This is a genomic window from Mesorhizobium sp. M8A.F.Ca.ET.208.01.1.1 (assembly GCF_004791315.1).
Classification (GTDB): domain Bacteria; phylum Pseudomonadota; class Alphaproteobacteria; order Rhizobiales; family Rhizobiaceae; genus Mesorhizobium.
On sequence record NZ_SRUT01000001.1, the window covers coordinates 1,395,014 to 1,416,657 of the forward strand.

General features: G+C 62.8%; 21 protein-coding genes. 7 read left to right on the forward strand and 14 right to left on the reverse strand.

All coding sequences use genetic code 11. The annotated features are described in order from the left end of the window. Positions 1 to 16: 16 nt before the first annotated feature. Both rpsD and EN851_RS07120 read right to left on the reverse strand, forming a co-directional pair. Positions 17 to 634 (reverse strand): 30S ribosomal protein S4, encoded by a 618-nt coding sequence (gene rpsD, locus EN851_RS07115; RefSeq protein WP_013895883.1) that lies wholly within the window; start codon positions 632 to 634, stop codon positions 17 to 19. A 655-nt stretch (positions 635 to 1,289) separates the two neighbouring features. After that, the gene (locus tag EN851_RS07120) at positions 1,290 to 1,472 is read right to left on the reverse strand and encodes a DUF3008 family protein (protein ID WP_015318153.1); all 183 of its coding nucleotides are present in this window, start codon (positions 1,470 to 1,472) and stop codon (positions 1,290 to 1,292) included. 160 nt (positions 1,473 to 1,632) lie between these two features. Here EN851_RS07120 and EN851_RS07125 point away from each other — a divergent pair, with 160 nt between their 5' ends. After that, positions 1,633 to 3,015 carry an RNB domain-containing ribonuclease gene (locus EN851_RS07125; protein WP_135928838.1) on the forward strand — a complete coding sequence of 461 codons (1,383 nt, stop codon included), beginning with the start codon at positions 1,633 to 1,635 and terminating at the stop codon, positions 3,013 to 3,015. A 21-nt stretch (positions 3,016 to 3,036) separates the two neighbouring features. Here EN851_RS07125 and murI read toward each other — a convergent pair whose 3' ends face one another. After that, positions 3,037 to 3,825 carry a glutamate racemase gene (gene murI, locus EN851_RS07130; RefSeq protein WP_127279224.1) on the reverse strand — a complete coding sequence of 263 codons (789 nt, stop codon included), beginning with the start codon at positions 3,823 to 3,825 and terminating at the stop codon, positions 3,037 to 3,039. Then, complete coding sequence (locus EN851_RS07135; protein WP_135864144.1) at positions 3,818 to 4,738, reverse strand: RNA methyltransferase; 921 nt, start codon at positions 4,736 to 4,738, stop codon at positions 3,818 to 3,820. Before EN851_RS07135 ends, murI begins: the two co-directional genes overlap by 8 nt. Between EN851_RS07135 and EN851_RS36200 the strand changes: the two genes are divergently transcribed. The 3 genes from EN851_RS36200 to EN851_RS07145 all read left to right on the forward strand — a co-directional run bounded on the left by EN851_RS36200 (position 4,737) and on the right by EN851_RS07145 (position 6,868). After that, the gene (locus tag EN851_RS36200) at positions 4,737 to 4,877 is read left to right on the forward strand and encodes a hypothetical protein (protein ID WP_189343632.1); all 141 of its coding nucleotides are present in this window, start codon (positions 4,737 to 4,739) and stop codon (positions 4,875 to 4,877) included. The two genes, EN851_RS07135 and EN851_RS36200, sit on opposite strands and share 2 nt — an antisense overlap. Positions 4,878 to 4,951: 74 nt before the next feature. Beyond that, complete coding sequence (locus tag EN851_RS07140; protein WP_127279226.1) at positions 4,952 to 6,163, forward strand: NADP-dependent isocitrate dehydrogenase; 1,212 nt, start codon at positions 4,952 to 4,954, stop codon at positions 6,161 to 6,163. Positions 6,164 to 6,241: 78 nt separating this feature from the next. Then, positions 6,242 to 6,868, forward strand: a complete 627-nt coding sequence (locus EN851_RS07145; protein ID WP_127279227.1) for a glutathione S-transferase family protein — start codon at positions 6,242 to 6,244, stop codon at positions 6,866 to 6,868. 114 nt (positions 6,869 to 6,982) lie between these two features. Here the strand turns inward: EN851_RS07145 and alaS are convergent, their stop codons facing one another. Beyond that, on the reverse strand, positions 6,983 to 9,649 hold the full coding sequence (alaS, locus tag EN851_RS07150; protein WP_135928839.1) for an alanine--tRNA ligase: 2,667 nt from the start codon (positions 9,647 to 9,649) through the stop codon (positions 6,983 to 6,985). 271 nt (positions 9,650 to 9,920) lie between these two features. Next, entirely contained in the window at positions 9,921 to 11,021 is a 1,101-nt protein-coding gene (gene recA, locus EN851_RS07155) for a recombinase RecA (protein WP_013895892.1), read from the reverse strand. A 281-nt stretch (positions 11,022 to 11,302) separates the two neighbouring features. Between recA and EN851_RS07160 the strand changes: the two genes are divergently transcribed. Further along, complete coding sequence (locus EN851_RS07160) at positions 11,303 to 12,247, forward strand: carbohydrate kinase family protein (RefSeq protein WP_135928840.1); 945 nt, start codon at positions 11,303 to 11,305, stop codon at positions 12,245 to 12,247. Between the two features lie 78 nt (positions 12,248 to 12,325). Continuing rightward, positions 12,326 to 13,243 (forward strand): pseudouridine-5'-phosphate glycosidase, encoded by a 918-nt coding sequence (locus tag EN851_RS07165; protein WP_135915468.1) that lies wholly within the window; start codon positions 12,326 to 12,328, stop codon positions 13,241 to 13,243. A 188-nt stretch (positions 13,244 to 13,431) separates the two neighbouring features. Here the strand turns inward: EN851_RS07165 and EN851_RS07170 are convergent, their stop codons facing one another. Further along, on the reverse strand, positions 13,432 to 13,755 hold the full coding sequence (locus tag EN851_RS07170) for a TfoX/Sxy family protein (protein ID WP_135928841.1): 324 nt from the start codon (positions 13,753 to 13,755) through the stop codon (positions 13,432 to 13,434). Between the two features lie 91 nt (positions 13,756 to 13,846). Between EN851_RS07170 and EN851_RS07175 the strand changes: the two genes are divergently transcribed. Then, complete coding sequence (locus EN851_RS07175) at positions 13,847 to 14,344, forward strand: GFA family protein (RefSeq protein WP_135928842.1); 498 nt, start codon at positions 13,847 to 13,849, stop codon at positions 14,342 to 14,344. A 120-nt stretch (positions 14,345 to 14,464) separates the two neighbouring features. Here the strand turns inward: EN851_RS07175 and sufA are convergent, their stop codons facing one another. The 7 genes from sufA to EN851_RS07210 form a co-directional block, all read right to left on the reverse strand. Further along, positions 14,465 to 14,845: a Fe-S cluster assembly scaffold SufA gene (sufA, locus tag EN851_RS07180; protein ID WP_013895897.1), complete on the reverse strand. Its 381-nt coding sequence runs from the start codon at positions 14,843 to 14,845 to the stop codon at positions 14,465 to 14,467. Positions 14,846 to 14,946: 101 nt separating this feature from the next. After that, the gene (locus EN851_RS07185; RefSeq protein ID WP_127278937.1) at positions 14,947 to 15,333 is read right to left on the reverse strand and encodes an SUF system Fe-S cluster assembly protein; all 387 of its coding nucleotides are present in this window, start codon (positions 15,331 to 15,333) and stop codon (positions 14,947 to 14,949) included. 5 nt (positions 15,334 to 15,338) lie between these two features. Then, on the reverse strand, positions 15,339 to 16,583 hold the full coding sequence (locus EN851_RS07190) for a cysteine desulfurase (protein ID WP_135928843.1): 1,245 nt from the start codon (positions 16,581 to 16,583) through the stop codon (positions 15,339 to 15,341). Between the two features lie 5 nt (positions 16,584 to 16,588). Beyond that, complete coding sequence (gene sufD / locus EN851_RS07195) at positions 16,589 to 17,857, reverse strand: Fe-S cluster assembly protein SufD (RefSeq protein WP_127869567.1); 1,269 nt, start codon at positions 17,855 to 17,857, stop codon at positions 16,589 to 16,591. 39 nt (positions 17,858 to 17,896) lie between these two features. Continuing rightward, a complete protein-coding gene (gene sufC / locus EN851_RS07200; protein WP_127279011.1) occupies positions 17,897 to 18,652 on the reverse strand; it encodes a Fe-S cluster assembly ATPase SufC in 756 nt (251 codons plus the stop codon). Between the two features lie 30 nt (positions 18,653 to 18,682). Beyond that, on the reverse strand, positions 18,683 to 20,200 hold the full coding sequence (sufB, locus tag EN851_RS07205) for a Fe-S cluster assembly protein SufB (protein ID WP_127279010.1): 1,518 nt from the start codon (positions 20,198 to 20,200) through the stop codon (positions 18,683 to 18,685). A gap of 210 nt (positions 20,201 to 20,410) precedes the next feature. Then, positions 20,411 to 21,571 carry a cysteine desulfurase family protein gene (locus tag EN851_RS07210; protein ID WP_127869568.1) on the reverse strand — a complete coding sequence of 387 codons (1,161 nt, stop codon included), beginning with the start codon at positions 21,569 to 21,571 and terminating at the stop codon, positions 20,411 to 20,413. Between the last annotated feature and the right edge of the window lie 73 nt (positions 21,572 to 21,644).

Sequence of the window (21,644 nt, forward strand, 5' to 3'; positions counted from 1 at the left end):
GCAGAAAGACGTTCGCTTAGCGCGAATAGAATTCGACGACCAGGTTCGGTTCCATCTGCACGGCGAACGGAACGTCCGCGAGGCCGGGGATGCGCGAGAAGGTCGCGACCATCTTGTTGTGATCGGCTTCGATGTAGTCCGGCACGTCGCGCTCGGCGAGGCCCACCGATTCGAGGACGATGACCAGCTGCTTCGACTTTTCGCGCACTTCGACGACATCGCCCGGCTTGCAGCGGTACGAGCCGATGTTGACGCGCTTGCCGTTGACGTTGACGTGGCCGTGGTTGACGAACTGGCGGGCGGCGAAGATGGTCGGCACGAACTTGGCGCGGTAGACGACCGCGTCCAGACGCGACTCGAGCAGGCCGATCAGGTTCTCGGAGGTGTCGCCCTTGCGGCGATCGGCCTCTTCATAGACCTTGCGGAACTGCTTTTCCGAAACGTCGCCATAGTGACCCTTCAGCTTTTGCTTGGCGCGCAGCTGCAGGCCGAAGTCGGAAAGCTTGCCCTTGCGGCGCTGGCCATGCTGGCCGGGGCCGTATTCACGCTTGTTGACCGGGGACTTCGGGCGGCCCCAGATATTTTCGCCGAGACGGCGGTCGATCTTGTATTTCGCGGATTCGCGCTTGCTCATCGCATTCCCTTTTCAAAACGACACACCCGGCACCTCATGGTCCGGGTGAAGGAAACGCGCCCTCCTCTGGCCTCCGTTTTCGAGACCTGACAGGATTTTCCCACGCAACGCGGCGGAAAACCCACGGGACACGTCAGTTCAAACAAGATCGGAAACAGCTATCGTGACAGATCTTGCGTATACAAAACAAACACCGGACATCGCTGCCCGGCGTTGGCGGCTGATTAAACCGAGATTTAACCGATGTCAAGTTCGTGAGTGGCGCGGCGCGGCGCAAACAGTATAGCGTTCAAGGCGTTGATGCGATGCCGGATGTGGCGGGAGGTTTTGCGCCAGCGGTACCAGGAAGGGACTGGAGCTAGAGAGCCTGATTGCATGAAGAAGTTCCTCCTACCCTGGCAGGTGCCGCGGTGCTTGCAGGGTTGATGGTGCTCGTCCCGGAACCGGCCATGGCGCCATTGGCACGGCCATAGGCAGGTCTGCCGGGTCATCGTCAAAAAGAGAGGTGGTGTGGCGGCATGGTCATCGCAGGCTGATCGTCGAGAGAATACGGCACTGCCACCGCTGGTAGGCTGTTCCGCACAACAATCCCACGGGCAGCGCATGTCGCTGGCCCTTTTTCATTCCAAGGTAGTCGGGCTCGAAGCGCTCAAGCCTAGGATTTTTTCTCCGGTAGACCCTTGCGCTTCGTCTCGGCGAATTCCTCGAGCTGCTTTTCATTCATCGATTCGTACATGCCCTTGGAAGCGCCTTTGAGCTCGCTTTTCTTGGTCTCGCCGCGCTTGGCGGAGAGTGCGGCGCCGGCGGCCTTCTGCTGGGCTTTCGAGGTGGCTGGCATGGCGAGGTCTCCTTTTGCTGTCAGGAGAAACGCCGCGCTTCGGCGGCGGTTCCAGCGCCAATGGCTCATTCCCGATCCGCTCGGCGCCAGCCGGTGGCCGCCCTTGGCGATTTTCGTTGGCAGCCTTCCCGTGTCCGGAACCCCAGTGTAGGACGGCTGAATGAAATCTCTGACCGATCCCTCACAGGCTCTCTCCACTGGCCTGGCGAAAATCCGCACCGAATTGCACGTGCCGGATGGATTTCCGGCTGATGTCGTTGCCGCAGCGGATGCGGCGGCCAAACGTGTGCCCGACCAGCATGCCGATCGAAGGGCGATGCCCTTTGTCACGCTCGACCCGGCTGCCTCCACCGATCTTGATCAAGCATTCTCGATCGAGGCGAGCGGCAGTGATCTTCTGCTGCATTATGCCATTGCCGACGTGGCCTGGTTCGTCGAGGACGGCGACACGGTGGATCTCGAAGCCTGGACGCGGGGCGAGACACTTTACTTGCCGGACGGCAAGGCCGGGCTCTACCCGCCGGTGATTGCCGAGGGTGCGGCAAGCCTGTTGCCTGATGGACCGCGTCCAGCTGTCATCTTCACGGTTCGGGTTGCGCAGGATGGTGCGACGAAGCTGGACGGCGCGGAGCGGGCAATCATTCAAAGCCGCGCCAAGCTCGCCTATGACAGCGTGAAGGCTTCCGACGTTCCGGCCGGCTTTGCCGAAATGGCGCAGCGCATGGCAATGAACGAAAAGCGTCGCGGGGCTTCCCGCGTCGATCCACCCGAGCAGGAGGTGGAAAGGCTCGCCGATGGCACATACCGGCTTTCGTTCAGACCGCTGCTGCAATCCGAGCAGGACAATGCCGCGCTTTCGCTGGCCGCCAACATGGCGATTGCCGATGCCATGCTTGCGCATCACACCGGTTTGTTCCGGGTGATGTCGGGGCCGGATGCGTTCAAGGTTCAAAGACTGCGCAACGCGGCACAGGCTCTCGGACTGTCCTGGCCGGCCTCCACCGGTTTGCGAGACTATCAGCGAACCCTCGATCCCACCGATCCGCGACAAGCAGCGTTGATGCTGGAAATCCGCCATGCAAGCCCCGGCGCGTCCTACCAGCCCTATCAGGACGGCGTTGTCCCCTGGCATGAGGCCATGGCCGCCACCTATGCCCATGCGACAGCGCCACTCAGGCGACTTGCCGATCGCTATGTCGTGCGCTGCGCGCTGGCGATCGCCAACGGCCAGCCCGTGCCCCAGGCTGTCACCGACGCGTTCGCCAGGTTGCCGAAGGCGATGGGACGTGCCGATAGCCGCGCTTCGCTGATCAACCACGCGGCCATCGACCTTGCCGAGGCGGTCATGCTGGAGGGGCGCGAGGGTGAGACGTTCAAAGCCGTCGTCACCGACGTCGTCGACCATGGCGTGCGCGTTCAGCTTGCCGACATGCCTGTCGTTGCAAACGTAAAAGCCTCGGGGCTCAGACAGGGCGAAGATCTGAAGCTAAGGCTGGTCCTGGCTGATCCGGATCAACGCAGCATCGTCTTCGAACCTGTTTGACAGGCAGACGTTGCCCACTGTCTAGCGCACGGTCAGTCCAAAGCCCTGCATCAGGCGGCTGACGGCGAAATCCGCCTTGCCCGAGGTGAACACCGCTATATCGGGTTCGCCTTGCGGCAGCGCTCCATCGATGGGCGGCAGCAGCGAGAGGGCTCGCCGTGCGATCGCTTCGGCCGGATCGATCCAGTCGACCGGCCAGGGCGCGGTCTTGCGCATGCGATTGACCAGAAAGGGATAGTGCGTGCAGGCCAGCACGACGATGTCGGTGCGCATGCCGTCGCGCTCGATGAAGCATGGCGCGATCTCGGCGCGTACGGCCTCCTCGTCGACGAAGCCCTCGCGCATATAGGCTTCGGACAGGCCCGCCAGCCTGTCGCTGCCGACCAGGCGGACATGGCATTTCTGTGCCCATTTGCTGATCAGGTCGCGCGTGTATTGCCGCTTCACCGTGCCTGGCGTCGCCAGCACCGAGACCAGGCCCGAGCGCGTGCGCTCGGCCGCCGGCTTGACCGCAGGCACGGTGCCGACGAAGGGATGGCCAGGAAATCTTTCACGCAGCGCGTCGATCACCAGCGTCGAGGCGGTGTTGCAGGCGATGACCGAAATCGCCGGCGCGAAGCGGTCGAGCAATTTGGCGAACAGCTCCAGTATATGGGTCCGCAGTGCCGGCTCTTCCCAGGCGCCAAAGGGAAAAGCGGCATCGTCGGCGACATAGATGAAGCGCCGGTCGGGCATCAGGACGCGCGCCTCGCGCAGCACGGTGAGCCCGCCGACGCCGGAATCGAACATCAGGATCGGCTGGTCAGTCATTGTCTGTTCCCTTGCCGCCCAGCGGCGGCGTGTCGGTATCGTCGCCATTGGCGTCGGGGAGTTGATCAGCCGCATCCACCTTGCGAGCACGCGCGGCCGCCGCCGGCAATCGCCGGGGATCGTCGCCCGGAGAGCCGTCGCCGCGCGGCATGGCCGGCGAGAACCTGTCCAGCGACGAGATGATGCCGCGCAACACCTTGAGCTCCGGTTCGGCGAAGCCGGGCCGCGTCAGCACGGCGCGCAGATTGTCGACCATTTTCGGTTTCTTCGGCGCCGGTCGGAAATAGCCGCGCGCTTCCAATGCGCCCTCCAGATAAGCGAACAGGCCGTGCAATTCCTCTTTGCTGGCCGGCTTCATGTCCGGGCCGGAGAAATTGGTCTTGGTCTCGTCCTCCAGACCCGACTTCATCCACTCATAGGACATCAGCAGCGCGGCCTGGGCGATGTTGAGCGAAGAGAAATCGGGATCGACCGGAAAGGTGACGATCTCGTCGGCAAGGCCGACCTCGTCATTGTAGAGACCGAAGCGCTCACGGCCGAACAATATGCCGGTGCGCTGCCCCATTCCGTGACGGGCACGGAGCACCCTGCCCGCCTCGACCGGGCCGCGCACGGATTTGAAGCCGTCGCGCTGCCTGGCCGTGGTGGCGAAAACGAAGTTCAGATCGGCAAGCGCCGACGCCAGATCGTCGAACACTTTGACCGCGTCGATGACATGATCGGCGCGGCTGGCGGCGGCACGCGCCTTCTCGCTCGGCCAGCCGTCGCGCGGATTGACCAGGCGCAGCTCGGAAAGTCCGAAATTGGCCATGGCGCGGGCGACCATGCCGATATTCTCGCCGAGCTGCGGCTCGACGAGGATGATCGCCGGGCCGGCGGCTGCGGTGCTGTATGGATCTTTGGCGTCGGGCATGATTGTCAATGAACTGCTGTTTGCGGCATTTCAGCGTCCCCTGCCATATTCGGCCGCGAAAATGAAGCATTCGCAAACGATCGCGGTCATGGCTGACATTCGTGACCGATCGGCGTTTGCGCGGCCAAAAGCGCTTTGATATACGGGCGCATCCCCCGGCTACACGCCACACCGGCATGGCCGTTCCATCAGAAGCAACGAGGCATTCTTTCCATGACGAAGATCAAGGTGGCGAACCCGGTCGTCGAACTCGACGGCGACGAGATGACCCGCATCATCTGGCAGTTCATCAAGGACAAGCTGATCCACCCTTATCTCGACCTCAAGCTCGACTATTACGATCTCGGCGTCGAGCACCGCGACGCCACCAACGACCAGGTGACCATCGATTCGGCCAACGCCATTAAGAAATACGGCGTCGGCGTGAAATGCGCGACGATCACCCCCGACGAGCAGCGCGTCGAGGAGTTCAAGCTGAAGAAGATGTGGAAGTCGCCCAACGGCACCATCCGCAACATTCTCGGCGGCACCATCTTCCGCGAGCCGATCATCATGAAGAACGTGCCGCGCCTGGTGCCCGGCTGGACCAAGCCGATCATCGTCGGCCGCCATGCCTTCGGCGACCAGTACCGCGCCACCGATTTCCGGTTCCCCGGCAAGGGCAAGCTGACGATCAAGTTCGTCGGCGAGGACGGCCAGGTGATCGAGCATGACGTGTTCGACGCGCCCGGCGCCGGTGTGGCCATGGCCATGTACAATCTCGACGAGTCGATCCGCGAATTCGCCCGGGCGTCGCTGAACTACGGCCTGTTGCGCAACTATCCGGTCTACCTGTCGACCAAGAACACCATCCTCAAGGCCTATGACGGCCGCTTCAAGGACATCTTCCAGGAAGTCTACGAGCATGAATTCGAAGCCGAGTTCAAGTCGAAGAAGCTGTGGTACGAGCACCGCCTGATCGACGACATGGTGGCGTCGAGCCTGAAATGGTCGGGCGGCTACGTCTGGGCCTGCAAGAACTATGACGGCGACGTCCAGTCCGACACGGTGGCGCAGGGTTTTGGCTCGCTCGGCCTGATGACCTCGGTGCTGATGACGCCGGACGGCAAGACAGTGGAAGCCGAAGCCGCGCACGGCACCGTCACCCGCCACTACCGCCAGCACCAGAAGGGCGAGGAAACCTCGACCAACTCGATCGCCTCGATCTTCGCCTGGACGCGCGGCCTGGCGCACCGTGCCAAGCTCGACGACAATGCCGAACTGAAGCGCTTTGCCGAGACCCTGGAAAAGGTCTGCATCCAGACCGTCGAAAGCGGCTTCATGACCAAGGACCTGTCGCTCTTGATCGGCCCCGATCAGCCCTGGCTCTCGACCACCGGCTTCCTCGACAAGATCGACGAGAATTTGCAGAAGGCGATGGCGTAAGTACCCGCGGTTCCAAATGCCGAAGGCTCCGAAAGGAGCCTTCGCTTTTTGGGCCGGCGCATGCGAAGGGCTGACAGCATGACCAAGCCAATCCTCTACGGCGCGGACTACAGTGTATATGTGCGCATCGCGCGGATGGCGCTGGAGGAGAAAGGCATCGACTACGAGCTGGTGCCGCTCGATGTCTTCGCCACCGACGGCATTCCCGCCTGGTATCTGGAACATCACCCGTTCGGCCGCATCCCGGCCTTCGAACATGACGGGTTCCGGCTCTTCGAGACGAATGCGATCGCGCGCTATGTCGATGAAGCGTTCGAGGGTCCGGCGCTGCAGCCGGCCGACGCGCGCGGCCGAGCGAGGATGGGCCAGATGACAGGTATGCTCGATGCCTATGGCTACAGGTCGATGGTCTGGGATGTTGCCGTCGAGCGGCTGGAGAAGGAGGCGCCCGACGAGGCGCTGATCGCTGACGGGCTGCGCCAGGCCGAAACGGTGCTCGGGGTGCTGACGTCGCTGAAGGCACAAGGGCCTTGGCTGCTTGGCGACCAGCTGACGCTGGCCGACCTGCATGCGGCGCCGATGATTGGCTATTTCGTCAAGGTCATCGAGGGGCGTGACTTGCTGGCGCGGTTTGCACTGGTCCAGGAGTGGTATGCGCGCGTGGCTGCCCGCCCAAGCTTTGCCCACACCGAAAAGGTTGGTTGACAAGTATCGGGATAACCGCTGGACAGCACCCCTCGGTCCGGCAGGACAGAGGCAGGCGCTGTCCTGCCAGCCTCGGACTAGCTCGTTGGCACGCCTAGCGCCTACCTAAATTCGCTAGGCTGCTTCCAGCGCCGCCTTCACCGCCGCTATCGCATCATTGGCCTTCGAGGCATCCGGACCACCGGCCTGGGCCATGTCGGGGCGGCCGCCGCCGCCCTGCCCGCCCAATGCGGCGGAGGCAACGCGCACCAGGTCGACGGCGCTGAAGCGGCTGACGAGATCATCGGTCACGGCGACCACGACGCTCGCCTTGTTGTCCTCGCCGGCGCCAACGAACACGACGACGCCAGAGCCCAACGAAGTCTTGCCTGCGTCGGCCAGCGGCTTCAGGTCCTTCGGCGAGACCCCTGAAACCGCCTTGCCGAGGAAGCCGACGCCAGCCACGATCTCGTTGGCGGCCGGGGCATCGGCAGGCGACCCGCCGCCCAGCGCCAGCTTCTTGCGCGCTTCGGTCAGGTCCTTCTCGAGCTTCTTGCGCTCTTCGAGCAGCGCTTCGACACGCGCTGGCACATCCGCCGGCGAGATCTTCAGCGTGGCGGCGGCCGCTTTCAGCCGCCGGTCCTGCTCGTCGAGATGTTTGCGCGCGGCTTCGCCGGTCAACGCCTCGATGCGGCGCACGCCAGCGGCGACCGCACCGTCCGAGACGATGCGCACCAGGCCGATATCACCGGTCGCCCTGACATGCGTGCCGCCGCAGAGCTCGACCGAGTAGGGCCGGTTGGCCTTGGCGCCATGGACGCCCGTGCCCATCGACACGACCCGCACCTCATCGCCATACTTCTCGCCGAACAGCGCCATGGCGCCTTCGGCGATGGCGTCGTCGACCGACATCAGGCGCGTGGTCACCGGGCTGTTCTGGACGACGATCTCGTTGGCCATGCGCTCGACCTCTTCGAGCTCCTCGGCTGAAATCGGCTTGTTGTGCGAGATGTCGAAGCGCAGGCGCTCGGGCGCGACCAGCGAGCCTTTTTGCGCGACATGGGTGCCCAGCACCTCGCGCAGCGCCTCATGGATCAGATGTGTCGCGGAGTGATTGGCGCGCAGCCTGGAGCGCCTGGCATGATCGACCTTCAGTTCGACCGCGGCCCCCAACTTGACCGTGCCTCTCGCCACCTTGCCCAGATGCACGAACAGACCATCGGCCTTTTTCTGCGTATCGGAGATCTCGACCGAGAACCCCTCACCCGAGATGACGCCGGTGTCGCCCATCTGGCCGCCGGATTCGCCATAGAACGGGGTCTGGTTGACGACCACGACGACCGCATCGCCCTTGGCGGCGCTGTCGACGGTCTTGCCGTCCTTGACCAGCGCCTGAATGAGGCCTTCGGCCTGCTCGGTTTCGTAGCCGAGGAATTCGGTGGCGCCCGTCTTTTCACGCACGGAGAACCAAACCGTCTCGGTGGCGGCCTCGCCGGACCCGGCCCAGTGCTTGCGCGCCTCCGCTTTTTGCTGCTCCATCGCATTCGTGAACCCGGCAAGATCGACCGAAATGCTGCGCTGCCGCAGCGCGTCCTGCGTCAGGTCGAGCGGGAAGCCATAGGTGTCGTAGAGCTTGAATGCGGTCTCGCCATCCAGCATGTCGCCGGCGCCGAGCTTCTCCGTCGCCTCGGACAGCAGTCCGAGGCCGCGTACCAGCGTCTTGCGGAAGCGGGTCTCCTCGAGTCTCAGGGTCTCGGTAATCATCGTTTCGCCGCGGACCAGTTCCGGATAGGCCTGGCCCATCTCGCGCACCAAGGCCGGCACCAGTTTCCACATCAACGGATCGCGGGCGCCGAGCAGCTGCGCATGGCGCATGGCGCGGCGCATGATGCGGCGCAGCACATAGCCGCGGCCTTCATTCGACGGCAGCACACCGTCGGCAACCAGGAAGGAGGATGAGCGCAGGTGATCGGCAATGACGCGATAGGACGCAACCGTTTCCGCGTCGGGCGCGCGCCCAAGCGCGGAGGACGCCGCATCGATCAAATGACGGAACAGGTCGGTCTCGAAGACGCTTTCCACCCCTTGCAGGATGGATGCCATGCGCTCCAGGCCCATGCCGGTGTCGATCGACGGACGCGGCAGGTCGACGCGCTCCTCTTTCGTCACCTGCTCATACTGCATGAACACCAGGTTCCAGAATTCGAGGAACCGGTCGCCGTCCTCCTCCGGACTGCCGGGCGGGCCGCCCCAGATGTGCTCGCCACGGTCGATGAAGATTTCCGAGCAGGGGCCGCAGGGTCCCGTGTCGCCCATCGCCCAGAAATTGTCCGAGGTCGCGATGCGGATGATGCGATCGTCGGAAAAACCGGCGATCTTCTTCCAGAAGCCGGCCGCCTCATCGTCCGTGTGATAGACGGTGACCAGCAGCTTGTCCTTCTTCAGCCCGAACTCCCTGGTGATGAGGTTCCAGGCAAGCTCGATGGCGCGCTCCTTGAAATAGTCGCCGAAGGAAAAATTGCCGAGCATCTCGAAGAAGGTCAGGTGGCGCGCGGTATAGCCGACATTGTCGAGATCGTTGTGCTTGCCGCCGGCGCGAACGCTTTTCTGGGCCGTGGTGGCACGCGAATAAGGCCGCTTCTCCAAACCGGTGAAGACGTTCTTGAACTGCACCATGCCGGCATTGGTGAACATCAAGGTCGGATCGTTGCGCGGCACGAGCGGGCTCGAGGCCACGACCTCGTGGCCTTCCTTGCGGAAATAGTCGAGAAAGGTCGACCGGATCTCGTTCACGCCACTCATGGATACTGCCTTTTCAAGAGAGCCGCCGGCCAGACCGGCGGGAGATGGCTCAGTGTTTTCTAGAAGATGGAGTTGGCCTTTTAGCCGTAGCTCTTGACCCTGTCCAGAAACACGGAATTGGGCCAATTCACGCTTCGCACCGGCATTTGCGCGGGCACGCAAACGAAAACCGCCGGCGCGAAGGCCGGCGGTTTTGAACGCGGTACTAAAGAACTCTGTTACTTAAGCATCGGATAATAGGCTGGATTTATGGCCAAACTCTGGCGCTGCCCTACATCGCGCCGGCTTCGTCCTCAAAACCGTCATCGCCATTGCCCTCTGAACCACCATTCTCGAGGAATTTTTCGGCGATCAGTCCGGCATTCTGCCTGAGCGCCAGTTCTATCTCGCGCGCAGTGTCGGGATTGTCGCGCAGGAACAGTTTCGCATTCTCGCGGCCCTGGCCGAGACGTTGCGAATTGTAGGAGAACCAGGCGCCCGACTTCTCGACCACGCCGGCCTTGACGCCGAGATCGACCAGTTCGCCGGTCTTGGAGACGCCCTCGCCATACATGATGTCGAATTCGACCACCTTGAAGGGCGGCGCCAGCTTGTTCTTGACCACCTTGACGCGGGTCTGGTTGCCAACGACTTCGTCGCGATCCTTGACCGAGCCGATACGGCGGATGTCGAGACGTACGGAAGCATAGAATTTCAGCGCGTTGCCGCCGGTCGTCGTTTCGGGCGAGCCGAACATGACGCCGATCTTCATGCGGATCTGGTTGATGAAGATGACCATGGTGTTGGAGCGCGAGATCGATGCGGTGAGCTTGCGCAGCGCCTGGCTCATCAGGCGGGCCTGCAGGCCAGGCAGCGAATCGCCCATCTCGCCCTCGATTTCGGCGCGCGGCGTCAGCGCCGCCACCGAATCGACCACCAGCACATCAATGGCGCCGGAACGCACCAGCGTGTCGCAGATCTCCAGCGCCTGCTCGCCGGTGTCGGGCTGCGAGATCAGCAGGTTTTCAAGATCGACGCCGAGCTTGCGGGCATAGACCGGATCGAGCGCGTGTTCGGCATCGACGAAGGCGCAGATGCCGCCCTTCTTCTGGGCTTCGGCCACGGTATGCAGGGCCAGCGTCGTCTTGCCCGAGCTTTCCGGCCCGTAGATCTCGATGATGCGGCCGCGCGGCAGGCCACCGACGCCGAGCGCGATGTCGAGGCCGAGCGAACCGGTAGGCACCGTTTCGATCTCGACGACCTGCTCGTTGGCGCCGAGCCGCATGATCGAGCCCTTGCCGAAAGCCCGCTCGATTTGCGACAGCGCCGCATCCAGAGCCTTTGATTTGTCCACTGCCTTATCCTCTACCAGCCGCAAAGAATTCTGAGCCATGATACATCACCCCTTGGTCGTCAATGAAGGCCGGACAATCCGTAATCCCTGGCATTTTGTACCTTTTTTGTTCTCATTTGGCAAGGGGTGACAACCAATTGAAAAACAAGCGATATCCGGATTTGTTCTTTTTTTGTCTTGCCAAGCCGGCCAGGAACGGGCTCCGCATTGGGCCAGCCGGCCCCGGCATTCCGCCCGGCCGAATCGCGGTCTTGCGTGCGAAGCTCTGTCGCGCACTCTAGCGCTTGTGCGGCTACAACAACAAAGGTCATATCGCCGCCATGGTGAAATCAGCGAAGATACTGGCCGTGGGCGGCGCCCATATCGACCGGCGTGGCCAGGTATCCGGTCCTTACGTGCCGGCCGCCTCCAATCCCGGCACGATGCGCGAAGATGTCGGCGGTGGCGTCTTCAACGCCCTGCGCGGCATGGCGCGGCGCGGCCTCTCCGCATCGCTGCTTTCGGTGCGCGGCGGCGATGCGGCGGGAGATACGGTTTCACGGGCCATCGCCGAGGCGGGCGTCGCCGATCTGTCGGCGGTGTTTCTCGACCGCACCACGCCGAGCTACACAGCTCTCATCGACCGCGAGGGCGAATTGATCGTCGGCTTTGCCGATATGGCGCTGTATGACTTGGCCTTTCCCAAGCAGATCAGGCGTTCCAAGATCCGCCAGGAGGTGGCTGCCGCCGATGCCATCCTGTGCGACGCCAATCTGCCGTCGGCAGCGCTGGAGCGGCTGCTTTTGCTCGCCGCCGGCAAACCGGTTTTCGCCATCGCGATTTCGCCGGCCAAGGTGACGCGGCTGATGCCGGTGCTCGACGGGCTGGCCCAACTCTTCATGAACCGGCGAGAGGCCGTTGCGCTGGCTGGCGTCAATGCAGATGCCGCCGAGCGGGAGATGATCGACGGGTTGCGATGCAGCGGTCTTGCCAGCGGCGTGGTCACGGCAGGCGGTGGCCCTGTGCTGGGTTTCGACAGCACAGGCGCTTTTTCGATCATGCCTCCAGCTCCCAGAAAAGTCGCCGATGTCACCGGCGCCGGCGACGCGCTCGCGGGTGCGACGGTCGCGGCGCTGCTGCGCGGCCTGCCGCTGCACCAGGCCCTGCGCGAAGGCGTCGCGGCGGCGACGCTGACCATCGAGAGCGCCAATGCGGTGCCCGAATTCTCCCCGGCGAGCTTCGCGGAAGCGCTGGCCCTTGTGCCGGATGCCAGGGAAGTGGCATGAGACCGGCAAATTCATGACGCCGCAGCGAAGCTTACGCTTTCCTGATGGATGCGCCGCATTCCGGATTGGAGATCAGAAATGACGCCAGAGACCGCCCGCCCTTTCATCGATATCCATGCACCGGTGGCGCAGGCCCTGGCCGCCGGGCGTCCTGTGGTGGCGCTCGAAAGCACCATCATCACCCATGGCATGCCCTATCCCGACAATGGCGCCATGGCGGCCAATGTCGAAAAAATCATCGCTGACGGCGGCGCCGTGCCAGCGACGATCGCCGTGGTCAACGGCCGCATCAAGGTCGGGCTTTCGGACGGCGAACGCGAATCGCTGGCGATGACGGGTGACGCCATGAAATTGTCGCGCGCCGATCTCGGCTTCGCCGTCGCGCAAGGCCGCACCGGGGGCACCACGGTCGCGGCCACGATGATTGCTGCTGACATGGTCGGCATAAAGGTGTTCGCCACCGGCGGCATTGGCGGCGTGCACAAGGGCGCGGAAAAGAGCTTCGATATTTCCGCCGATCTCGACGAACTGGCGCGCACGCCGGTCATCGTCGTCTCGGCGGGCGCCAAGGCCATTCTGGACATCGAAAAGACGCTGGAAGTGCTGGAGACGCGCGGCGTGCCCGTCATCGGCCATGGCTGCGAGACGATGCCGGCCTTCTGGTCGCGGCAGTCGCCGTTCCGCGCGCCATTGACCTTACACAGGCCGGAAGACATCGCGCATTTCTACCAGACGCGCATGGCTCTGGGACTTGGCGGCGGCTTGCTGGTCGCCAATCCGGTGCCGGAAAACCACGAAATCCCCGCTGAAGAAATGGCCGGCTACATCGAAGCCGCGCAGAAGGCGGCCGAAGCCCTCAACGTCACCGGCAAGGCGGTGACGCCGTTCCTGCTGGGAAAAATCCTGGAACTTACGGGCGGCCGCAGCCTGAAGACCAACATCGCGCTGGTCGAGAACAATGCACGGCTGGCGGCGAAGATTGCGAAGGCGCTGTAGGTCAGCGCCGCGAAGATCCCCCCTCACCCGGATTGCCAGAACCGAAATGCCAAGAGCAATTCGGGGCAATCCGACCTCTCCCCGAGGGGAGAGGAGTTGGCGACCGCCGACGTCGACCTCTTCTCCCCTTGGGGAGAAGGTGGCCGCGAAGCGGCCGGATGAAGGGCGGCCTGGTGCCCTGCCTATATCTACTTTCCCGCCCGTCGTCCGGCCCCGTAAGCCCGCCGCGCCCACACCGCCATTTCGTCGGGATCGTCGAAGGCACTGTCGGGAATGCTCCAATAGGGCATGGCGACGAGCTTGCCGTGGCGCGTGCCGGTATAGGTCCATTGCCGGCAGCCGGCGGCCTCGAAATCGGGCACGCTCTGCTCGTCGGCTTTCAGCATTAATTCACCGCGAATGACAACGGCGATGATGACATCGTCGAAATAGATGCCCTTGCCGCCGAAGAGTTTGCGGATGCTGACCGGGCCCAGGCCTTCGAAAAGTTCGGCGATGCGTTCATTGTCCATGCCGCGATCATGTCACCGGCATTTGACATAGTCATCGCGCAGTCGAAATCATGCTGACGGATTGTGAACATTCCGTCGGAGTCGTTTCGTCATGCCGCTTCTGCTCAAAGGGTCCTGCCGGTGCAACGCCGTGCGTTTCGAGGTGGAAAGCCACACGCCCGTACCGTTCATGCTTTGCTACTGCTCGATCTGCCGCAAGCAGCAGGGCGGGGGTGGTTTTGCCATCAATCTCGGCGCCGATTACGAGACGATGAAAATCCGAGGCAAGAGAAATCTTGGCGTCTACCGGGCCGAGATCGAGGACGATGAGCATCCCCGTTGCGAGGTCTCGACCGGCGAGCGCAATTTTTGCCGCAAATGCGGGTCGGCGCTCTGGCTCTACGATCCGACCTGGCCGGAACTGGTGCATCCCTTCGCCTCGGCGATCGACAGCGACCTGCCCGTTCCGCCCGAGAAGGTGCATCTGATGCTGAAGTACAAGGCGAACTGGGTCGAGCCTGATGTTGGGCCGAAGGACAAAGTCTTCGACGTCTATCCCGAAGAATCGATCGCCGACTGGCACAAGCGGACAGGCATGTGGGTGGATTAGCTTTCTTCACGGGGTGAAGGTGCCGGCAGGCAAATGAGGCCGCACAAACTAACGAGAGGGCACCGCTGCCCCTCATCCGGCCCTTCGAGCCACCTTCTCCCGTAGCGGGGCGAAGGGAGGTCAGGCCGAGGCGCGTGCCTCGGCCAGCGCCTTGAGATCGGCCGGCTTCAGTTCGACGGATTCACCGCAACCGCAGGCCGAACTCTGGTTCGGATTGTGGAAGGTGAAGCCGGTGCGCAGCGTTGTCTGCTCGAAATCCATTTCGGTGCCGAACAGGAACAGGGCTGCTTCGGGCGCGACATAGACATGGGCGCCGTCGCGCTCGATGTGGTCGTCCTTGGTGTTGGGCTCGGTCACCAGATCGACCGTGTATTCCATGCCGGCGCAGCCGCCCTTCTTGATCCCGAGTCGAATGCCATGCGCGTTCTCGCGCGTGGCGACGATCTCGCGCACCCGGTCGGCGGCCTTTTCGGTCATCGTAATGACGGCAAAGCGTCCCATGTTTTTCCTTCTCCATTCCATGCAGGTTCAAGGCCTGCCGAATGATTCCTCACCTAAAATGGTGAAGTTTTACCACTGGCGCAAGTGTACCAGGCTCAGCGCTAGTACCAGCCCACCGCGACCTGCGCCTCTTCCGACATGCGGTCGGGCGTCCAGGGCGGATCGAAAGTCATGTTGACCTCGACCCCGGACACGCCTTCGATGGCGCCCACCGCGTTCTCCACCCAGCCGGGCATTTCGCCGGCCACCGGGCAGCCCGGCGCGGTCAGCGTCATGTCGATCTTGACCGAGCGGTCGTCCTCGATGTCGATCTTGTAGACGAGGCCGAGTTCGTAGATGTCGGCCGGGATTTCCGGGTCGTAGACCGTCTTCAGCGCAGAGACGATGTCGTCGGTCAGTCGCGCCAGTTCGTCCGCGGGGATGGCCGAGGCGGAAACGACGCTGTTGCCGGCCGATACGGTCTCTGCGGTGGTGCTCACATCATCCATCGTCGTCACCCGAAAAACTTGCGCGCTTTTTCAAGCGCCTCGGCCAAAGCGTCGACTTCGGCCCTGGTATTATACATGCCGAACGATGCCCTGCATGTGGAGGTTACGCCAAAGCGTTTCAACAGCGGTTGCGCGCAATGGGTGCCCGCGCGGACAGCCACGCCTTGCCTGTCTATCACCATCGAGACGTCATGGGCATGAATGCCTTGCAGCTCGAAGGAGATGATGGCGCCCTTGCCAGGCGCATCGCCGAAGATGCGCAGCGAATTGATGGCGCGCAGGCGTTCATGGGCATAGGTCTTGAGGTCTTCTTCGTGAGCCGCGATGCGCTCGCGGCCGACAGAGTCCATGTAGTCGAGCGCCGCACCCAGCCCGATCGCCTGGACGATCGGCGGCGTACCCGCCTCGAAGCGGTGCGGCGGCTCGTTGTAGGTGACGATGTCTTCCGTGACCTCCTCGATCATCTCGCCGCCGCCCATGAAGGGCCGCATGCCGGCGAGACTATCCTTCTTGCCATAGAGCACGCCGATGCCCGAGGGGCCGTAGACCTTGTGGCCGGTGAAGACGAAGAAATCGCAATCGAGATCCTGAACGTCCACGGCCATGTGCACGGCGCTCTGGCTGCCGTCGACGAGTACGGGAATGCCGCGCGCATGCGCGATCCGGACAATCTCCTTGATCGGCGTCACCGTGCCAAGCGCATTCGACATCTGCGTGATGGCGACCAGCTTCGTCCTGTCGGTCAGGCGCTTTTCGAATTCCTCGATGTGGAAGACGCCGAGGTCGTCGATCGGCACCCAGACCAGCTTGGCGCCCTGCCGTTCGCGGATGAAATGCCAGGGAACGATGTTGGAATGATGCTCCATGATCGACAGCACGATCTCGTCGCCCTCGCCGATATTGGGCATGCCATAACCATAAGCAACGGTGTTGATCGCCGAGGTCGTGTTCGAGGTGAAGACGATGTTGTCGGTGCTTGGCGCGTTGAGGAAACGGCGCACCGTTTCCCGCGCCTTCTCATAAGCGTCGGTGGCGGCATTGGAGAGGAAATGCAGGCCGCGATGAACGTTGGCGTATTCCTGGGAATAGGCGTGCTGGATCGCATCGAGCACGACCTGCGGTTTCTGTGCCGAGGCGCCGTTGTCGAGATAGACCAGCGGCTTGCCATAGACTTCACGCGACAGGATTGGGAAATCATGGCGGATCGCCTCGACGTCGTAGAAATCTCCGATCTTGCCTGGAGCGTTCATCAGGATCACCCGTGCGTCACAAACCACTCATCAAGCCGCGCTTCCAGCGCCTCGACGATCGCTTCGTCGTCCAGCTCCTCGATCACTTCCGCCACGAAGGCTTTGACGAGCAACCCCCGCGCGCTCTTTTCGTCGACGCCGCGCGCCATCAGGTAGAACAAATGGTCGTGGTCGATCTCCGTGACAGTCGCGCCATGGCCGCAGATGACGTCGTCGGCGAAGATTTCAAGCTCCGGCTTGGTCGAGAACTCGCCATCGTCCGACAAAAGCAGCGTGTTGCAGGCCATCTTGGCGTTGGTCTTCTGCGCATATTGGTGAACATTGATGCGGCCCTGGAACACGCCACGCGCCTTGCCCGTCACCACATTGCGGATGACCTCCGTCGATGTCGTATGCGGCACGGCATGGTCGAGCACCATGGTGACATCGGTATGTGTGTCGCCGGCCAGAAGATTGATGCCGCGCAGCTTGAAGTCGGCGCCTTCGCCCGTCGTCTTGATCATGATCTCCTGGCGTACCAGCCTGCCGCCGGCGTTCATGACGAACAGCGTCAGTTTCGCATTCTTGCCGATATGGGCCTTGAACTGCGCCAGGTGTGTCGCCGTCTCCGGCTGCTCCTGGACGATCAACCAGGTCACCTCGGCGCCCTCGCCGAGCACGAGCTGGCTGACCGAGCTCGTCAGCGCAGCGCCCTCGCCGGCCTGACGCTCGACGATGACCGCCTTGGCGCCGGCGCCGACACGCACCGGCAAGCGCACATGGGTCTGGCCACCTGCCTGCAGGTTCTGCAGCTCGACCGGCCTTTCCAGTTCGGCGCCATCGGCGATGTCGACGAAAAAGCCGTCGGCGACGAAAGCGGTGTTCAGCGCACCAATGGCATCGTCACTGCCATAGGGGTCGAGCCCCGGCGCGATGCTGCCGTCGGTCAGCTTTTCGGACAGACGCTGGACGCTGACACCCTCGACGTCCGGCGCCTTGGCGCTCGACACGCCGTTCAACAGAGCGAGAACCGTCGAACCGTCGACGATTGGCGCGATGGCTTTCGCTGCGGCGGCCGGATCGAAGTCCGGCACCGCATTCAAAAGCCGGCGCAGATCGGTGTAGTGCCAGGACTCGATGCGACGCGTCGGCAGACCGTGCTTGATCGCTTCGATGGCGTCGTCGCGCTTCAGCATCACCGCGCCGTCGCCCGGCAGCAGCGACAGCCGGTCGCCGAAGGCGTCGATCAACGCTGTCTCGGCCGGTGTCCGCTGCGGTTGTGTGTGCATATTCATCAGTCTCGCCTGTCTTTTGGAACAAAATGACTTGGCATCTCAAGCGGCTTCGCCGATCACACCGGCATAGCCATTGGCCTCGAGGTCGAGCGCCAGCGACTTGTCGCCCGACTTGATGACCTGGCCCCTGTAGAGCACGTGCACGCTGTCCGGCACGATGTGTTCGAGCAGGCGCTGGTAATGGGTGATGACCAGGAAAGCCCGGTCCGGCGAACGCAGCGCGTTGACGCCATCCGAGACAATCTTCAGCGCGTCGATGTCGAGGCCGGAATCGGTCTCGTCGAGCACGCAGAGTTTCGGCTCCAGGAGCTTCATCTGCAGGATTTCGGCGCGCTTCTTCTCGCCGCCGGAGAAACCGACGTTGAGCGGCCGCTTCAGCATCGCCATGTCCATGCTGAGCGATGCGGCGGCTTCCTTCACGCGCTTCAGGAATTCCGGGATTTTCAGCGGTTCCTCGCCACGCGCCTTGCGCTGCTCGTTCATCGCCACTTTCAGGAACTCCATGGTCGCCACGCCCGGTATCTCCATCGGATACTGGAAGGCGAGGAAGATGCCTGACGTGGCGCGCTCGGCCGGATCCATTTCGAGGATCGACTGGCCGTTGTAGAGGATGTCGCCCTCGGTCACCTCATAGTCCTCGCGGCCGGCGAGGATATAGGACAGGGTCGATTTGCCCGAGCCGTTCGGCCCCATGATGGCGGCAACCTCGCCGGCTTTCACCGTCAGGTTCAGGCCGCGGATGATTTCGGTGCCGTCATCGACGATGCGGGCATGCAGGTTCTTGATCTCAAGCATTTTCGTTTCCTGAATATTTGTCTGGGCCGGTCAGCCCACCGAGCCTTCCAGCGAGATGCCGATCAGCTTCTGCGCTTCGACCGCGAATTCCATCGGCAGTTGCTGGATGACGTCCTTGACGAAGCCGTTGACGATCAGCGCGATCGCCTCTTCCTCGGGAATGCCGCGTTGCATGACGTAGAACTTCTGGTCCTCGGAGATCTTCGAGGTCGTCGCTTCGTGCTCGAATTGCGCGGTCGAGTTCTTGGCTTCCATGTAGGGCACGGTGTGCGCGCCGCACTGGTCGCCGATCAGCAGCGAGTCGCAGTTGGTGAAGTTGCGGGCGTTGGTCGCCTTGCGGTGCGCCGAGACCTGGCCGCGATAGGTGTTCTGCGAGAAGCCGGCGGCGATGCCCTTGGAGATGATGCGGCTCGACGTGTTCTTGCCGAGATGGATCATCTTGGTACCGCTATCGACCTGCTGGTAGCCGTTCGAGACGGCGATCGAATAGAACTCGCCCGAGGAATCGTCACCGCGCAGGATGCAGCTCGGGTATTTCCAGGTGATCGCCGAGCCGGTCTCGACCTGCGTCCACGAAATCTTCGAACGGTCGCCACGGCAGTCGCCGCGCTTGGTGACGAAGTTGTAGATGCCGCCCTTGCCTTCGGCATCGCCGGGGTACCAGTTCTGCACCGTCGAATATTTGATCTCGGCATCGTCGAGCGCGACCAGTTCGACCACTGCGGCGTGAAGCTGGTTCTCGTCGCGCTGCGGCGCCGTGCAGCCCTCGAGATAGGAAACGTAAGCCCCCTCCTCGGCGATGATCAGCGTGCGCTCGAACTGGCCGGTGTTCTTCTCGTTCATGCGGAAATAGGTCGACAGCTCCATCGGGCAGCGCACGCCCTTGGGCACGAAGACGAACGAACCGTCGGTGAAGACGGCCGAATTCAGCGTGGCGTAGAAATTGTCGGAGGTCGGCACGACCGAACCGAGATATTTCTGCACCAGCTCCGGATGTTCGCGGATCGCTTCCGAGATCGAGCAGAAGATGACGCCGGCCTGCGCCAGTTCCTTCTTGAAGGTGGTGACGACGGAGACGGAATCGAACACGGCGTCGACGGCGACGCGGCCTGATTTGTAGACGTTGTCGCTGACTTCCTCTAGGTCCGAGGCGTCGGTCTTCTGCACGCCGGCGAGGATTTCCTGCTCCTTCAACGGAATGCCGAGTTTCTCGTAAACCTTCAATATCTCGGGATCGACGTCGCTGAGCGAAGTCGGTCCTGGCGTGCTCTTGGGCGCCGCGTAATAGTAGATGTCCTGGAAATCGATCTTGGGATAGTCGACGCGCGCCCAGGTCGGCTCTTCCAGCGTCAGCCAGCGGCGATAGGCTTCGAGGCGCCATTCCAGCATCCAGGACGGTTCGTCCTTCTTGGCCGAAATGAAACGGATGATGTCTTCGCTCAGGCCCTTGGGAGCCTTGTCGACGGCGATCTCGGTCTGGAATCCGTATTTGTATTGGTCGACGTCGATCTTTCGGACCCGATCGATCGTGTCCTGCACAGCAGGCATATGCGTTCTCCATCCACGCCGGGGTCAAGGCCCGACAGTTTTCAAACTATGGCACCACCAAATGAACGCCCGAGCAGCGTCCGCGGCAGCGTAAGTTCCATATAGTGCGCCTCGACCGGAAATTCACCCGGCCAATATGAAACGCACGGCTCTACCAGGCCGAAGCCCAAATCCGTTTTTCTCAAGCATCGGATTCCGATGCTCCAACCGCTACGCGGCCTTCTCTCTGCCCGCCCTCCGCGCGGCGATGCCTGCCAGCGCGGCGCGGAACAGTTCGATGTCCTCGGCGCCGGTCTCTGCACCGACCGATACGCGCAGGGCGCCAAGGCTGTCACCGTGCCCCATGGCCTTGAGCACATGGCTCGGTCCGACCTTGCCCGACGAGCAGGCGGAGCCGGCGGAAAGCGCCACGCCCGCCAGATCGAAGGCGATCTGGGCGGTTTCGGCTTTGACCCCGGGAATAGTGAAGAATGTCGTGTTGGCAAGCCTTGGTGCGCCGGCTCCGAAGATTTCGACGTCCGGCACCAGGGTCTTGATGATGGTTTCAACCTCGTCGCGACGCTGACGCACGGCACCGATGGTGTTCAGCCCGGCCAGGGTTTCCCGCGCAGCGGCGCCAAAACCGACGATGCCAGGCAGGTTTTCGGTGCCGCCACGGTGGCTCTTTTCCTGGCCGCCACCATTGATCAGCGGCCTCGGCATCATCAGGTCGGCAGCGGCAACGAAGGCGCCAGCGCCCTTGGGGCCGCCGAGCTTGTGCGAGGACAGAATAACATAGTCGGCATATCCAGCCGACATATCGATGGAAACGCGGCCCGCGGCCTGGACCGCGTCGACGACAAGAATGCCGCCCGCCGCCCTGACGATCTCCGCGATGCGATCGGTCGGCTGGATGACGCCAGTTTCGTTGTTGGCGGCGTGGATCGCGACCAAGGGCAAGCCATCGGCCTTGTCGTGACCGGCCAACGCCGCCATCAAGGCGTCGAGATTGACGATGCCATCGGCGCCGACACCGATCCGCGTCACCAGGTCTGCCGGGAAGCCTCCGCCATTCAGCAGGCACGGATGGTCGGCCTCGCACACGTAGAGCCGGCTCATGCGAATGGCGCCGCGCCCCATCTGCCAGTCCGGCGTCAGAAGCGTCGATGCGGCCTCGGTCGCGCCCGAAGTGAAGACGACATGTTCGGCCTTGCCGTTGACCAGCGCCGCCACGTCGCGCCTGGCATTGTCGATCAGCCTGCGCGCGGCGCGCCCTTCGGCATGGACCGACGAGGGATTGGCCGCATCAAACGCCGCGACCATGGCCTCGCGCGCCGCGGAAAGCAGCGGCGCACTGGCATTATAGTCGAGATAGGCGCGTATCGCGGCCATTTTCGTCCAGTTCTTCCCGTCAGAAGCCATTCCGCCGACGTATGGCGTTATTTCCTTGAAATTCCAAGGCAAG

What these genes read in the sequence shown, in the direction of transcription:
- sufC (WP_127279011.1), bottom strand. Translation starts at nt 18,652, where the DNA reads ATGCTTGAGATCAAGAACCTGCATGCCCGCATCGTCGATGACGGCACC.
- sufD (WP_127869567.1), bottom strand. Translation starts at nt 17,857, where the DNA reads ATGAATATGCACACACAACCGCAGCGGACACCGGCCGAGACAGCGTTG.
- EN851_RS07120 (WP_015318153.1), bottom strand. Translation starts at nt 1,472, where the DNA reads ATGCCAGCCACCTCGAAAGCCCAGCAGAAGGCCGCCGGCGCCGCACTC.
- EN851_RS36200 (WP_189343632.1), top strand. Translation starts at nt 4,737, where the DNA reads ATGATTGTCAATGAACTGCTGTTTGCGGCATTTCAGCGTCCCCTGCCA.
- EN851_RS07125 (WP_135928838.1), top strand. Translation starts at nt 1,633, where the DNA reads ATGAAATCTCTGACCGATCCCTCACAGGCTCTCTCCACTGGCCTGGCG.
- EN851_RS07145 (WP_127279227.1), top strand. Translation starts at nt 6,242, where the DNA reads ATGACCAAGCCAATCCTCTACGGCGCGGACTACAGTGTATATGTGCGC.
- sufB (WP_127279010.1), bottom strand. Translation starts at nt 20,200, where the DNA reads ATGCCTGCTGTGCAGGACACGATCGATCGGGTCCGAAAGATCGACGTC.
- EN851_RS07165 (WP_135915468.1), top strand. Translation starts at nt 12,326, where the DNA reads ATGACGCCAGAGACCGCCCGCCCTTTCATCGATATCCATGCACCGGTG.
- EN851_RS07140 (WP_127279226.1), top strand. Translation starts at nt 4,952, where the DNA reads ATGACGAAGATCAAGGTGGCGAACCCGGTCGTCGAACTCGACGGCGAC.
- EN851_RS07210 (WP_127869568.1), bottom strand. Translation starts at nt 21,571, where the DNA reads ATGGCCGCGATACGCGCCTATCTCGACTATAATGCCAGTGCGCCGCTG.
- rpsD (WP_013895883.1), bottom strand. Translation starts at nt 634, where the DNA reads ATGAGCAAGCGCGAATCCGCGAAATACAAGATCGACCGCCGTCTCGGC.
- alaS (WP_135928839.1), bottom strand. Translation starts at nt 9,649, where the DNA reads ATGAGTGGCGTGAACGAGATCCGGTCGACCTTTCTCGACTATTTCCGC.
- EN851_RS07185 (WP_127278937.1), bottom strand. Translation starts at nt 15,333, where the DNA reads ATGGATGATGTGAGCACCACCGCAGAGACCGTATCGGCCGGCAACAGC.
- EN851_RS07135 (WP_135864144.1), bottom strand. Translation starts at nt 4,738, where the DNA reads ATGCCCGACGCCAAAGATCCATACAGCACCGCAGCCGCCGGCCCGGCG.
- EN851_RS07170 (WP_135928841.1), bottom strand. Translation starts at nt 13,755, where the DNA reads ATGGACAATGAACGCATCGCCGAACTTTTCGAAGGCCTGGGCCCGGTC.
- EN851_RS07175 (WP_135928842.1), top strand. Translation starts at nt 13,847, where the DNA reads ATGCCGCTTCTGCTCAAAGGGTCCTGCCGGTGCAACGCCGTGCGTTTC.
- sufA (WP_013895897.1), bottom strand. Translation starts at nt 14,845, where the DNA reads ATGGGACGCTTTGCCGTCATTACGATGACCGAAAAGGCCGCCGACCGG.
- recA (WP_013895892.1), bottom strand. Translation starts at nt 11,021, where the DNA reads ATGGCTCAGAATTCTTTGCGGCTGGTAGAGGATAAGGCAGTGGACAAA.
- EN851_RS07160 (WP_135928840.1), top strand. Translation starts at nt 11,303, where the DNA reads ATGGTGAAATCAGCGAAGATACTGGCCGTGGGCGGCGCCCATATCGAC.
- EN851_RS07190 (WP_135928843.1), bottom strand. Translation starts at nt 16,583, where the DNA reads ATGAACGCTCCAGGCAAGATCGGAGATTTCTACGACGTCGAGGCGATC.
- murI (WP_127279224.1), bottom strand. Translation starts at nt 3,825, where the DNA reads ATGACTGACCAGCCGATCCTGATGTTCGATTCCGGCGTCGGCGGGCTC.